This window comes from Arthrobacter sp. 05L421 (assembly GCF_056397785.1).
Genome location: NZ_JBFTOC010000002.1, coordinates 317,849 through 331,619, shown reverse-complemented (window position 1 = coordinate 331,619; position 13,771 = coordinate 317,849). Strand labels below are relative to the sequence as shown.

At 68.6% G+C, this 13,771-nt stretch carries 11 protein-coding genes; 5 read left to right on the top strand and 6 right to left on the bottom strand.

Going from position 1 to position 13,771, the window contains the following annotated elements; translation table 11 throughout:
• From AC1DKQ_RS04460 to malQ, 3 genes are all read right to left on the bottom strand, one after another.
• Positions 1–1,521, bottom strand: coding sequence for a CYTH and CHAD domain-containing protein (locus AC1DKQ_RS04460; RefSeq protein WP_476918322.1), 1,521 nt, complete (start codon positions 1,519–1,521; stop codon positions 1–3).
• A gap of 189 nt (positions 1,522–1,710) precedes the next feature.
• Entirely contained in the window at positions 1,711–2,748 is a 1,038-nt protein-coding gene (locus AC1DKQ_RS04455; protein WP_476918321.1) for an alkaline phosphatase family protein, read from the bottom strand.
• A gap of 103 nt (positions 2,749–2,851) precedes the next feature.
• Positions 2,852–5,083: a 4-alpha-glucanotransferase gene (malQ, locus tag AC1DKQ_RS04450; protein ID WP_476918320.1), complete on the bottom strand. Its 2,232-nt coding sequence runs from the start codon at positions 5,081–5,083 to the stop codon at positions 2,852–2,854.
• 200 nt (positions 5,084–5,283) lie between these two features.
• On the opposite strand from malQ, the gene AC1DKQ_RS04445 reads away from it, so the two are divergent.
• The 5 genes from AC1DKQ_RS04445 to AC1DKQ_RS04425 all read left to right on the top strand — a co-directional run bounded on the left by AC1DKQ_RS04445 (position 5,284) and on the right by AC1DKQ_RS04425 (position 9,923).
• Positions 5,284–5,637, top strand: coding sequence for a TraR/DksA family transcriptional regulator (locus tag AC1DKQ_RS04445; protein WP_476883358.1), 354 nt, complete (start codon positions 5,284–5,286; stop codon positions 5,635–5,637).
• Positions 5,634–6,422: a M50 family metallopeptidase gene (locus tag AC1DKQ_RS04440; protein ID WP_476883357.1), complete on the top strand. Its 789-nt coding sequence runs from the start codon at positions 5,634–5,636 to the stop codon at positions 6,420–6,422. Before AC1DKQ_RS04445 ends, AC1DKQ_RS04440 begins: the two co-directional genes overlap by 4 nt.
• A gap of 9 nt (positions 6,423–6,431) precedes the next feature.
• Positions 6,432–7,499, top strand: a complete 1,068-nt coding sequence (locus tag AC1DKQ_RS04435; RefSeq protein WP_476918319.1) for a glutathione S-transferase family protein — start codon at positions 6,432–6,434, stop codon at positions 7,497–7,499.
• A gap of 65 nt (positions 7,500–7,564) precedes the next feature.
• On the top strand, positions 7,565–8,689 hold the full coding sequence (locus AC1DKQ_RS04430; protein ID WP_476918318.1) for a serine hydrolase domain-containing protein: 1,125 nt from the start codon (positions 7,565–7,567) through the stop codon (positions 8,687–8,689).
• An 82-nt stretch (positions 8,690–8,771) separates the two neighbouring features.
• A complete protein-coding gene (locus tag AC1DKQ_RS04425) occupies positions 8,772–9,923 on the top strand; it encodes an FUSC family protein (RefSeq protein ID WP_476883354.1) in 1,152 nt (383 codons plus the stop codon).
• Positions 9,924–9,984: 61 nt separating this feature from the next.
• Here the strand turns inward: AC1DKQ_RS04425 and AC1DKQ_RS04420 are convergent, their stop codons facing one another.
• Genes AC1DKQ_RS04420 through AC1DKQ_RS04410 form a run of 3 tightly spaced genes read right to left on the bottom strand, consistent with a single transcriptional unit; the run spans position 9,985 to position 13,725 of the window.
• Positions 9,985–10,944 carry a MaoC family dehydratase gene (locus tag AC1DKQ_RS04420; protein WP_476918317.1) on the bottom strand — a complete coding sequence of 320 codons (960 nt, stop codon included), beginning with the start codon at positions 10,942–10,944 and terminating at the stop codon, positions 9,985–9,987.
• Complete coding sequence (locus AC1DKQ_RS04415) at positions 10,941–12,278, bottom strand: 3-oxoacyl-ACP reductase (RefSeq protein WP_476918316.1); 1,338 nt, start codon at positions 12,276–12,278, stop codon at positions 10,941–10,943. The genes AC1DKQ_RS04420 and AC1DKQ_RS04415 overlap by 4 nt, the downstream gene beginning before the upstream one ends.
• Before the next feature lie 10 nt (positions 12,279–12,288).
• On the bottom strand, positions 12,289–13,725 hold the full coding sequence (locus AC1DKQ_RS04410) for an acetyl-CoA C-acetyltransferase (RefSeq protein WP_476918315.1): 1,437 nt from the start codon (positions 13,723–13,725) through the stop codon (positions 12,289–12,291).
• Positions 13,726–13,771: the final 46 nt, after the last annotated feature.

Sequence of the window (13,771 nt, the reverse complement as noted above, 5' to 3'; positions counted from 1 at the left end):
CTATTGCCAGTTCAGGGGTTTCGGCCTGGACTTTCGCCACACAGCGTAGAACCGCGCGCGGGCCTGATCGCCGCGCAGCTGCTCCAACGCATGCAGGCGTCCGTAGCTGAATCCGTTGCCTTCGCCGGCGGCAGACTGCGCCGCGAGTGCGAGCAGTGTTTCCCGGGTGACCACGCTGTCCTGGAAGTCACCAAGTACTTCCTGGATGGTTTCGGCCGCCCGGGCCAGGGCAGTTGCTTGTTTACCGAAAATCGGGGACGCCGCCTCGGCGGCATAGCGCAGCCGCTTGGCGTTCTTTCGAACTTCATGAAGTGCGACATCCTGCGGTCCCCGTCCGGTGGCACTATCGACGGCGCGGACTGCGTTCTTTAGGCGCTTTCGCTCGGCCGCGACGAGCCGGCCAACCGTCTGCGGCGCTTCTTCTTGTGCTGATGCGCTGAGCGGGGGTGCCGCAAGGAACGCGTCGAGGGAATCGAGGAGGCCGAAGTATCGGTCGCTGTCCAGCGCCGCCAAGCCTGCCGCACGGCCCTGTTGCTGGACGGTCCCGAGGTGTTCATCGATTTCCTGCGCAACTGGACCGAGCAACAGTTCCGTCGGTTCGTCGTTGATCATGTCCTTCAGCCGGGCGCGGATGACTTCAGTGTCCCGGGCCTGTCCCACGGCGCCGGCGAGCCACTGCAGTTCAGCGCGCAGCGCCTTGGCCGACGTCGTGTCTGTGAGCTTCCGGAAGGTCGCCAACGCTGACCGTAACCGGCGCGCGGCCACCCGGAGTTGATGCACGGCGTCCGGGGCGTCGACCCTGACTCCAGGGTCATGCATTTTCAGGGCGCGTACCTGTTGGAAGATGTAGGACAGCGCGACGTCGGAGGCCGGTCCGTCCCGGCTCGGCGTTGGAGCCGAAACGGTGTCACCCGGATAGCTGGATCCGAGCGCCTTGGCCAGCTTGGACGGCAGGGAGGATAGGGGCACTCCCCCTGCTGCGAGAAATGTGTCGGCGTCCTGGAGCAGCTGTCGGGGACCGTCGGCGAGTTCAATTTCCCACTCCCGCCACCGCGACGGTTCCGCCAGGGTTCGCAGGGATTGCGCCTCGACGTGGTCGTCGCTGAACTGGGCCAGGACCGCGCCGTCGGCGGCGTACAAGGGGGTGGACGTTCGGTTGGTCTTGATGCGTGCCACAGGCACCAGCATGTGGCTGCGGGTGTGAACGAGCACTAGCTGGCGCAAAAGCTCCGGCACGGCATCCTTGTCGCCGCCCAGTGGCTCCCCTATTTCTCGCCGCTCCCCCGCGGTGACGGGGAGTTTGAGGTGCCAGCCCGCGTCCGGACCGCCGGACCGGCGGCGCAGTGTGATCCGCTGCGCGGCCAGCGCCAGTGCCTCGGTGTCAAAGTAGACGGCGTCCAGCTGTTCGTTTCCGGGCTGCCCGACGCGATCCACCCCGTGGATTGATCCCAGTCGCGGGAGGGCGTCGGTTTCCGAAGGGCTGTACTTGTGTTCCACCTCAATGACTTCGGAGCCGGCCATACTCCATTCTAGGAATCGGCACGCCTGCCCGCCCGTGCCCAAAGCCCCCTATCAAATGGAACCCCTTCACGGCGCCTGCGCTGGCCAGGGCGCACGTGGCGAAGCTCCGGTCAAATAGCGGTTGACCGGAGCTTCGGGACCATTATGGCCAGTGCTTCCTGTGTATTGGCCGGGAAACGCCGCCAGCCGTTAGTGGTTGAGCAATTCGCTCATGAGGGGCGCATTGCGGACGTGGTCGGTCAGGGGTGCCAGCCCCCACACGTCCTCGATGGTGTGCAGCAAGGAGTAGTGCGAGTAGGCGGCATGGGACGTGAAGCCTTTGCGCGCGGCCGGGCCGGCAAATACCGTCGCCACCCGGTTGTCTTCTTCGCTGCCCTCATCCCACGTGAGCACCAGCAGGGAGTTCTGCGTCGTGAAGGCCGGCGACCCGAGGATCCTGGGCACCTCGGGGGAGAGCCAGTGGTCTCCGGTGCTGATGGGACAGTCGTGGGTGTCGTTGCACATGTCCGGGCTGATGAAGGAGAAGTCCGGCAGGGCCGACGCCGACTGCAGATCCTGGTCCAGCCGGTCGTACGGCACAACATGGTCCGCGCACGAGCCCTTGTCGTTGGTAATCGTTGGGTAGTACAGGAACGGATTGTGCTTCACCGCGTAGTCCCCGGAATCCCGCGAAGCACAGGGCGCGGGCATGCCCTCGGCGTACATTTTCCAGGTCCGCCCGGACTGTGTGATTTCATCGGCGATGGACCGCACATCCGCCGTGCAGGACTTCGGTTTGCAGTCGCTGGTAATCCCGGCGTTTGTTCCGCTCGTCAGGGCAATGTAGTTCGGCAGGCTCGGGTGCATGATCGCCCGGTAGTTGGCGGCCGTTGAGAATTCCGCCGCCAGTCTGTTGAAGTAGCCCGCTTCGCTGGCGCCCATGATCTCCGAGGCCGCCTTGTTTTCCAGGACCATGACCACAATGTGCTGGATTCCGCCGTTGCCTTGCTGCCCCGGGGCCGGGTGCGGCGCCGGCTGTGCGAAATACGGCGACGGCGGCGGGGTCGCGGCGGGAGGCGTGTCCTTGCTGGAGGGCCGTGGCGTGGATTCGGCGGGAGCCGACTCGGCAGGGGCGGATCGGGAGGCCGCGGGCGGGCCGGCCTGAAAGGGTTGCACCGGAGTGCACCCCACCAACAACATCGCCAGCGCCCAAACGCCGGCCAGCGAGCCCCGGCAGATCCGCGTCATCGGACCATGCTAGCGGCCAGTGGCGGCACGACCAACGCTGTCCGCGGGTCCCCGCCTCAGGTCCGGCTCAGGTCTGTTTTTGGGCCCCAGCTCAGGCTCCCATTCAGGACCCGGGATGGAGCGCCGACCGTACGGTGCCCAGCAGAGACAGGAACCGTTCGTGACCCGGCAGGTCATCGATCAGCACCACGCCCTCGGGAGCGGCCAGCGGGATGCGCCAGTTTGGGTATTGGGTGCTGGTGCCCGGCTGGTTCTGGGTCCGGGTCTCCCCCACGGCGTCGACGAGCGCCACACCCAGCAGCGCAGAGGGGGCAAGTGCTGTGTAGGCGTACAGCGCCTCCACCGTAGTCCGGACATCAGTGGCGGTCTCCGTCAGCAGGCCGCGAGCCCGGACTTGGGCCAGCACAGCATCCTGCTCGGCCGCGGCCTCGGCGCGTTCCTCATCAACGGGCCGCCGCAACAGCCCGAGCGACTCCCGCAAAGTGACGTGTTCACCGGCAAGGTAGCCCGCCGTAGGGGGCAGATCGTGGGTGTTGACGCTGGTCAGGCACTGCTGGCGGTAGTGTTCCGGCGGGATCGGGCCGTCGGCGTCGTGCTCGAACCAGAGGATGGACGTCCCGAAAATCCCCCGCTCCGTCAGGTAGCCGCGGACCCACGGCTCGAACACGCCCAGGTCTTCGCCGATCACGATCGCCCCGGCCCGTTGCGCCTCGAGGGCCAGGATGCCGATGAGCGCCTCGTAGTCGTAGTGCACGTATGTCCCGCTCTCCGGGCCGGCGCCCTCGGGGATCCACCACAACCGGAACAGGCCGAGGATATGGTCCACGCGAATCCCGCCGGCGTGCCGCAGGACGGTCCGGAGCATGTCGCGGTAGGCGGCATAACCCGTTTCGGCGAGCCGGCCGGGATGCCACGGCGGCTGGGACCAGTTCTGGCCCAGCTGGTTGAACATGTCCGGAGGCGCACCCACCGAAACGCCCCGGGCAAGAACACCGGACAGTGTCCAGGCGTCGGCACCGCCAGGTTTCACGCCAACGGCGAGGTCATGGACCACCCCGATCCCCATACCCGCCTCGCTCGCTGAGCGCTGGGCCGCCTCAAGCTGCTGGTCGCAGAGCCACTGGAGCCAGCAGTGGAATTCGATTCTGGCTGCGAGCCTGGGACGCTGCTCGTCACAGTACGGCGACGCCGGGGATGCCGCCGCCCCGGTCCATTCCGGCGCCGACGGCGGGAGCTGTTCGGCGAGCGCACACCACAGCGCAAAGTCCTGGAGTCCCCGCCCCTGCTCGGCGCAGAAGTCCGCGAACTGCCGGGTGCGGGCAGGACCGCGGCGGACGGCAAACACCAGTTCCAAGGCCGTGAGCTTTGCCGCGTAGCTGGCGTTGCGGTCCAAGAGGTCACGGGACCGGTTGGCTGCCTGCAGGCCTTCAGCCAGGCGTGCCACCTCGGTCCGGCCGGCAGCGTCCAGATAGCCGTATTCCGGGATTTCCTCCACCCGCAGGTAGAGCGGGTGGAAAAAACGCCGCGTGGCCGGCAGGTACGGGGAGTCTTCAACCGGCGGCGCTGGTTCGGCGGCATGCAGCGGATTGACCAACACAAAGCCGGCCCCCTGCTCACCGGCAACCGCGGCGAGGTCACTGAGATCTGCAAAGTCGCCAATCCCCCACGACCGGGAGGACCGCACGGAGTACAGCTGGGCGGTCAGCCCCCAGGTGCGGCGTTCCGCGAGCGCGGCAGGGGCCCGGAGCTGACCGGGCGTTACGACCAGCGGACACTGCGCCAGGGTGCCTTCGGCGTCGGCGGTCAGGGTATGCCAGCCGAGGCCGAGGTCGCCGGGAACGGTGAACGTCGCACGCCCGGTGAGGACGCCGTCGACGCCAACCGGCGCGTCCCAGTTCTCCCGCTGCGTGACCTCGTGCCTGCTGCCGTCCTCAGCGTCGATCCAGACGCGGACGCTGCTTCCGTGCGGAACGTGGACATCCACATTGGTTTCCCGCCCCTCCCTCACCACAAGAACCGGGGGCAGGATGCGCCGCCACGGTGCCAGGCGTGTCTCCGCCAGGGAGCGTCGCTGCTCCTCTGGCCCGTCGGCGGGGACACCGAGGGCCGCCAGCACATCCCGGAGTGTTCCGGCGGCCACGGAGCGCTCCACCCCGTCCCAGCCCCAGTAGCTCGTGTCGACGCCATGGGCCGCTGCGAGTTCGCGCAACAGTGCGTCGGTGTCGGTGTCCCCGGCGTGCCCGGGACTTCCAGGTGTCCCTGTGTTTCCAGGGTTCTCAGGATTTTCGGGGTGTGCGGGGTTTGCAGTGTTCTCGAGGTGCGTCTGGTCCGCCATGCGCCCACTCTAGACGCTGCCTCCGCGCCGGCGCCCATCCTTGGATGTGGGATGCACCTACTGGTTCTTTGAGTCCCTCCACGGCGGCCGCACGCGACAGGTCCGGGCCCCCCAAAAGGAACGCGGGCGTGTTTCCGGGGCGGACGGCTCTTTCGGCCCGTTTAGGCGCCTCCACAGCGTCCGCGCTAGCCTTGCACTCTATGGTTGACGTCGAACGGTTCCGGATCCTGCTGCACGAGGAACGTCGCCAGAAGCTTGCCCTCCTCCCCGCCCTCCGCGAAGACATCACCTCGGTCAATGCCGCCCGCCGGGACTCCAATGTCGACGATGAACACGACCCCGAGGGCAGCACGATCGCCTTCGAACTCTCCCAGGCATCCGCGCTCCTGGAACAGAGCAGGGCTTCCCTGGTGCAAATCGATGCGGCCCTTGCCCGGATGGAAGAGGGGACCTATGGGATCTGCGCCGTGTGCGGCGCCGCGATCCCCGAGGGCCGGCTGGAGGCCAGGCCCTGGACCGCGTACTGCATCGACCATGCCTCGGGCCGGGCATGACCCGGCCCGGCCTGCAGGTGGATCCGAACCTCGCCGTGACCTGGTGGGAGCGGATCCTTGCCGGATTCACCCACGCCCCCAGCCCGCACGTAACCAGCACCGAGCTCGTTGCGGTGATCCTGCTGGCAGTCGCGGTGTCCCTGCCGCGCCTGACTTGGCGCTACTTTGGTCTGCTCGCCACCGTGACCCACGAACTCGGCCACGCCTTTGCCGCCCTCACCACCGGCCAACGGCTCGGCGGCATCCGGCTGGGCCTGGACCACTCCGGCACCACCACGACCTACAGCAGGAGCCGGCTCTCCGCCGCCTGGTCGACCTTCTGGGGTTACCCCGTGCCCGCCGTCGTTGGGGCAGCGATGGTCTGGTGCGGCTTCAACGGCTGGGGCCCGGCCGCAATGTCGGTGGGCACGCTGATCCTGCTGGCGTCATTCCTGTTCCTCCGCAACGGCGTCGGCCTCCTCATCACCGCCGCCGCCGTGCTGGCCTCGGCGCTCTTGGTGCTCTTTGTCCCGCCGGTATTCAACGGGCACGTGATGATCGTTCTGGGCCTGGCGCTCCTGGTCGCGGCCGTCAGGGACCTCGGCAAACTGGGCAACGTCCATCTGCGGCACCACGACAGGCTCCCGACGTCGGACGCCTACCTGCTGGCCCGGGCCACCTCCGTCCCGGCCGCGGTGTGGATTGTGCTGTTCGCCGCGGTGGTTGCCGGTGCCTGGTGGTTTGCCTGGCAGCCCATGGCGCCGGTGTTCACGGCCTTGCTGGGATCGTTCACTGCCCGGCCTTAGGCTGGGAGCATGAGCCAGAGTACCCACACCGACGATCCGGGATTCAGCACCAAGGGCGCCTACGTGACCGGCGGCGAGGAATTTTCCCGTGACACCAACTACATTGAGGACCGGATCACCCGCGGAGGCGGCCCCGGCAGCAACGGCGAGACCGGCTGGCCGGTGGAACCTGGCCGTTACCGCCTCATCGCGGCGCGTGCCTGCCCGTGGGCCAACCGCACGGTGATCGTGCGCCGGCTGCTCGGCCTGGAAGAGGTCATCTCCCTCGGCCAGCCCGGTCCCACCCACGACGCCCGGTCCTGGACCTTCGACCTCGACCCCGACGGCAGGGACCCCATCCTCGGGATTGAGCGCATCCAGGACGCCTACTTCCGCCGTTTCCCCGGCTACCCCCGCGGGATTACCGTCCCGGCGATTGTTGACGTCCCGAGCGGGCAGGTAGTCACCAACGACTTCGCCCAAATCACGCTCGACTTTTCCACCGAGTGGGCGCAGTATCATCGGGCCGGCGCACCGGAGCTGTACCCGGAGCACCTGCGGGAAGAGATCGACGCCGTCAACAAGCGCGTCTTCACTGAGGTGAACAACGGCGTCTACCGGTGCGGCTTCGCCGGTTCACAGAAGGCCTACAACGCCGCCTATGATCGGCTCTGGACGGCGCTGGACTGGCTGGAAGACCGCTTGGCCGGGCAACGCTACCTGGTGGGCGACACCATCACGGAGGCCGACGTCCGGCTGTTCACCACGCTGGCCCGCTTCGACGCCGTCTACCACGGCCACTTCAAGTGCAACCGGCAAAAACTCAGTGAGATGCCCGTCCTGTGGGCTTACGCGCGCGACTTGTTCCAGACGCCCGGGTTCGGTGACACCACCGACTTTGTGCAGATCAAGGAGCACTACTACATCGTTCATGAGGACATCAATCCCACCGGCGTGGTCCCGCGCGGACCTGAACTGGGCAATTGGCTCTCGGAACACGGCCGCGAAGCGTTGGGCGGCAGGCCGTTCGGCGACGGCACGCCTCCCGGACCGGTCCGCGCCGGCGAAGAGGTTGCCGTGGGACACGGCGCAGCCTGATGCCGGCGGCGGCCGGCGCGGCGCCGGGGTGGGGAACGGCAACCGGCTCCGCGGACACCGGAGCCGTGGGCACCTCAGCACCGTCCGTCTCGGCTGGTCTTGCCACTCCCGAATTCGCTGAAGTGCGTGAGCTTTTCGACTCTTTCCTGTCCGATGACCCGGGCTACAGCGCGCAACTGTCCGTCTACTGCCGCGGCACCAAGGTGGTGGACCTGTGCGGCGGCCCGGGTTTGGTGCCAGGCGACATCACGGGCACCTATTCCTGTTCCAAGGGAGTCGCCGCGTTTGTCATCGCCCTCCTCGTCCAGGACGGCCGGCTCGACCTGGACCGGACCGTCGCGTCCTATTGGCCGGAGTTCGGCGTCCAGGGCAAGGACCGGCTCACCGTGCGGCAGGCCCTGTCGCATCAGGCGGGGCTGCCCGGCGTCGCCGGCGGTTTTCCCCTGGCGGAGTTCACCACGGCTGCCGCGGCTCGGCGGCTGGCGGCCTCGGCGCCGCTGTGGCGCCCGGGCACTGCCTTCGGCTACCACGCCCTGACCATGGGGATCCTGATGGAGGAGCTTTGCCGGCGCACCTCAGGGGTGCCGCTCCAGGGACTCTACGACCAGCGGATCCGCCACCCGTGGGGCATCGACTTCTTCCTGGGCCTGCCCGAGGACCAGGAACCGCGATACCGGGAGGTGCTCTACGATCCGGCCCCGGCCCAGCCGTGGGTGGATCCGCTCAGCCTCGACGGCCTGGGCAGTAACGCGCCGGTCAGCACCATCATGGAGCTGCCCAACCATCGCATTGTGCGGGCCTCGGGAATGAGCAGCGCCGGTGGCGTGGGGTCAGCCGAAGGGCTGGCCAGGCTCTATGCCGCCGCCACAACGGGGGTGGACGGCCGTCCCGCGTTCCTGAGCCCGGCCACCATCGATCTCATGGCCGCGGAACAGGTCTGGGGACTGGACCGGTGCTCCGGCTCGGACAATGCCTTCGCCGTGGTCTTCATGAAACCCCAGCCGGGACGGAACTTCGGCAGTCATCTGGCGTTCGGACACGAGGGCGCCAACGCGGCCCTTGGCTTTGCGGATCCCGGCTACGGCCTCGGGTTCGGGTATGTGCCCCGCCGCAGCGAAGAGGGCAGGACAGGGGGCCGGGCCCAGCGGCTGTCCGCGGCGGTGCGGCGGGCCGCCCGCGCCGCGTCCTGACCGGCGTCGAACGGGCCGTGCGGCGCCGCGGCCGGTTTTGTCCACTTGTCGCAGCAACCTCCCGGCCCTAGGGTGAGCCGGGATGCTCACTCCAGAAAAGACAGCCGACAGCCCGCCCTCCCTGCCGCGCACGTGGGCCCGGAATGTGTCCCGGGCTGTTTCCGCGACGCTGCTGTGGCCCCGGCTCCAGCTGGCCCTGAAAGCGGCGCTGGCCGCCGGCATCGCCTTCGCGATCGCCCCGTACATGCCGGGCTCCGCCGCCGAGTATCCGTACTACGCCCCGCTTGGCGCCCTCGTCGCCATGTACGAGAACGTGGCCGGATCCATGCGCCAGGGCCTGCAGACCCTCGTCGGCCTGGCGATCGGCGTCGGTCTGGCGTTCATGCTGTTCAGCCTGGGACAGCCGACTCCGCTGACGGTCGCGGTGGTTATGGGCCTGGGCGTAGTCCTGGCCGGGCTGCCGCGGATCGGCTCGGGCCGGGACTGGATCCCGACGGCGGCGCTCCTGGTGCTGTTGGTCGGCGGCCATAATCCGGACACGTTCTCCTTCGGGTACCTCTTCCAGATGGCCGTCGGCGTCACGGTCGGCATCGTGGTGAACCTGCTGGTCTTCCCGCCACTGCACTTCCGGGCTGCGGCCCTGAGTATCGCGGAGCTCCGCCAGGCACTCGCCCAACAGCTCTGGGACATGGGCAAGGCACTCAAGGAAAGCTGGCCGCCGGAACATCAGGATTGGTCCCGCCGTTCGGAGGAGCTCGCAGCGCACGCCCGTGCAGTGCGCCTCGCCGTCGAAAAGGCCGATGCGAGCCGCCAGGCCAATCCCCGCCGCCGCCTGCATCCGCGCGACATAGAGCTCGACTACCGCAACCTGCGGGACCTCGAGCGGCTGACCTTCCACGTCCAGGACGTGACCCAGGTGCTCTCGGATGTCATCTGGGCCGAGGACACCCCGTTCGTGGTCCCCGACGACTTGGCGGCGCCCCTGGGGGACGCTATGGCCTCCGTCGGCGACGTGCTGCGTGCGCTGGAGGAGGAAAAGCCCGAACGCCAGGCCGAGCTGGCCCGCTCCGCCGACGCGACAATCAACGAACTGACCGCCCGGATTGCCTCCGAACAGCACAGCAAGGACGCCCCGAGCGCGGTGGAGTCCATCCTCCTCAGCCTCCACCGCATGGTGCGGGTGGCCACACCCGGCCGGCCAGAGGCTGAACCGGCGACCGCCCCCTCAAGCTAGGCAACGCTGCGGAACGGACGACGGCGGCTCCCGCCGAAGTGACCGGACTCGGAGAGCCTGGCTACGGCAGTGCCGCGACGGACCCGCTGAAATGCCGGCGCCCGGACAGCGGGTTCCACGCCACGTAGTCGGAACACTGCCAGGCGCCGCTGTCGGCCTGCGCCGTGCTGATGTCCAGTGCCACGCGGGCCGGCAGGAACACGGGAGCCTCGAAGGCAACGTCCCAGCGGAACGAGTCCCCCCTGACGGCGCCGACGTCGGCCAGAGCCCGCGATGCCAGGTACATGCCGTGGGCAAGGGAGCGGCGCAGCCCTAAGGCCTTGGCAGTCAGGACGCTCAGGTGGATGGGGTTGAAGTCGCCGGACACCGCGGCGTAGGCCCGCCCGGTGTCGACGCCAAGTTGCCACAGGGCCGTGGGGTCCGGGACTGAGAACGGCGCAGGCGTCTCGGGCACCGAGGGCTTGTCGATCCCGGGCAGGAACACGCCCTTGGCCAGGTAGGTCGAGACCCCGCGCCAGCGGACTTCTCTCTGCCCGCCAACGTCCGGCCCGCCAACGTCCGGCCCGGCTGCGTCCTGCCCTGCGGCGCGGACCTCCGCCACGGCATCGAACTGGGTGCCGGCCCGGTGGCCGCGCAGGTTCTCCACCCGGGCCCGGATATCCAGGGGCTCGGTGAACAGGACCGGCGCGGACTGCACCACGTTGTTGCTCAGGTGGATCATTCCCAGCAGGGGCAGCGGAAAATCGTCCCGGTTCATCACGCTCGTGGCCAGCGGAAACGCGAGGGCATGGATAAAGCCGGCCGGGAGGACGTCGCTCGCGCTCTCACCGATCAGGTGCTGGTAGGCCGTCAGGTTGGCGACGCCGGCCTTCACACCACGGACCTCGTGGGTGTAGTCCGGCAGTTCGGTGCCGCCGTGCGTCCCCAGGACCCTGCGCCGTGCCGCCGCGGCCGCCGCATTGAGGTAGAGCTTGGACAGCGACGGCATCTCGCCCAGGATGACGGTCTGGGATCCGGTCATGCGCCCACCAGGTTCTGCCCGCAGACGCGCAGCACCTCGCCGGAAATCCCGCCCGCGGCGTCGCTGGCGAGGAACGCGATGGCCTCGGCGACGTCGCCCGGCTGGCCGCCCTGCTGCAGGGAATTGAGCCGGCGCGCCACTTCGCGGGTGGCGAAGGGGATCCTGGCGGTCATCTCCGTTTCGATGAAGCCGGGAGCGACGGCGTTGATGGAGCCGCCGCGCTCGCCGATCAGCGCCGCTGTGGCGCGCACCATGCCGATCACGCCGGCTTTGGACGCGGCATAGTTGGTCTGGCCGCGGTTTCCGGCGATCCCGCTCGTGGAGGCCACGGACACGATCCGGGGCGCGTCGCCGAGGTGCTCCGAAGCCAGGAGGGCCTCGTTGATCCGCAGTTGCGCGGCGACGTTGACGGCGATCACGGAATTCCAGCGGCCCGCGTCCATGTTGGCCAGGAGCTTGTCCCGGGTGATGCCGGCATTGTGGATCATGATGTCCAACCGGCCGTGCCGTGCCGCGGCGTGGTCGATGATCCGTTGGCCGGCGTCGTTGCGGCTGATGTCCAGCTGCAGGGCCGTACCGTGGACCTCGTTGGCCACCTCGGCCAGGTGGTCCCCGGCAGCCGGGATGTCGACGAGGATGAGGGTGGCGCCGTCGCGGTACAGCGTGCGGGCGATCGCGGCCCCGATTCCCCGGGCGGCGCCAGTCACCACGGCCACCTTGCCGGCCAGCGGCTTATCGACGTCGTCGGGCAACTGCCCGGCGCCGGAGCTGACCGTCAGGAACTGCCCGTCCACAAACGCCGAGCGGCCCGACAGGAAGAACCTCAACGCCCCGAGCGTTGCGGGACTGGTGGTCCGTGCGGCGTCCGCGAGCACGATGCCGTTGCCGGTGGCGCCGGCCCGCAGTTCCTTCGCCAAAGACCGCAGGAGGCCGTCCACGCCCTGCCGGGCGGCTGCCGCTGCCGGCTCCGCAGAGTCTGCGGTGCGGGACACCGTGATGACGCGGGCGTTCGGTGCGAGATCACGCAGTGAGGTGGCGGCAGTGAGCACCGGTTTCTCGAGGTCGCTGGGATGGGCCAGTTCGTCCAGCACCAAGATGATGGCGCCGAGCTTCTCCTTGGGTATCGCGTGGCGGCGGACGTCGAGGTTCCAGGCCAGGAGCGTGGCGGCGAGCTCGTCGGCGCCGCCGGTTGACCCCTGGACCAGGACTGGCCCTTCGATGAGGGGGCGGCCGGGCTCGTGCCGCCGGAGGGATACCGGCTGCGGGAGGCCGAGTCGCTTGGCGATGTCCTTGCCGAGTCCGTGGCTGACGAACCGGGTGTACTTGTCGCTCATCCGGTTCTCCTTAGAGTGCTTCGAGGATTGCGACGACGCCCTGGCCGCCGGCTGCGCAAATGGACACCAGCCCGCGGGCCGGGCGCCCGTTGACCTGGCCTTGGGCGTGCAGCATTTTGGCCAGCGACGCAACGATCCGGCCGCCGGTGGCGGCAAACGGATGTCCGGCGGCCAGCGACGAGCCGTTGACGTTCAGCTTGGTCCGGTCGATGCTTCCGAAGGCGCCGTCCAGGCCAAGACGGGTGCGGCCGAATTCCTCGTCCTCCCAAGCGGCAAGAGTGCTCAGCACCGTGCCGGCGAAAGCCTCATGGATCTCGAAGAAGTCGATGTCCGCGAGCGTGAGATTGTGGCGTGCGAGCAGCCGGGGCACCGCGAACGCCGGCGCCATGAGCAGCCCGTCCTTGCCGTGGACAAAGTCGACCGCCGCTGCCTCGCCGTCGACAACCGCGGCCAGCTTGGGGAGGTCGTGGGCGTCGGCCCATTCCTCGGAGGCAAGCAGCACGGTGGAGGCGCCATCGGTCAGCGGCGTGGAGTTCCCGGCCGTCATTGTCGCTGCGGCGCCCAGGTTCTTGCCGAACACGGGCTTGAGGGTGGCCAGTTTCTCCAGGCTGGTATCGGCGCGCAGGTTGGAGTCCCGGCTCAGTCCCCGGTAGGGGGTCAGGAGGTCATCGAAGAAGCCGGCGTCGTAGGCCGCGGCAAGATTGCGGTGGCTGTTGAAGGCGAGCTCATCCTGGGCCTCGCGGGTGATCTGCCACTGTGCGGTGGTCAGCGCCTGGTGCTCTCCCATCGACAGGCCGGTTCGCGGCTCCCCCGTGTTCGGGGCATCGGGAGCCAGGTCCTTGGGCCGGAGCCGGCTGAGGACCTGCAGCTTCCGGGACACGGTCTTGGCACGGTTGAGGTCAAGGAGCACCTCGCGGAGTCCCTCGCTGACGGCAATGGGGGCATCAGAGGCGGAGTCGACACCGCCGGCGATCGCCGAATCGATCTGACCCAGCTTGATCTTGTTCGCCAGGCCGAGCACCGTTTCCAGGCCGGTCGCGCAGGCCTGCTGGAGGTCGTATGCCGGGGTCTCGGCGGAGAGGGCCGAGCCGAGCACGGCCTCCCGGGTGAGATTGAAGTCGCGGGAGTGCTTGAGCACGGCGCCGGCCGCGACTTCCCCGATCCGTTCATCCTGAAGTCCGAAGCGGGCGATCAGTCCGTCCAAAGCGGCGGTGAGCATGTCCTGGTTCGAGGACTTGGTGTACGCGCCGCCGGTCCGGGCAAACGGGATGCGGTTGCCACCCACCACCACGGCCCTGCGGAGCTGCGCCGAAGCCGCGCCGCCGCGCTGCTCCTTCCCTGCTGCGGCCTGTGTGGCCTCCTCCACGGCGGAAGTCGCGGCGGAGGTTCCAGCGCCTGGAGCAGCGGCTGGTTGGGGGCGTGGCACTGACGGTCCGTTGACGGACATGGGCTGTCTCCTTCGATCAAAGCGATTACCGATACCTAGCGTACCT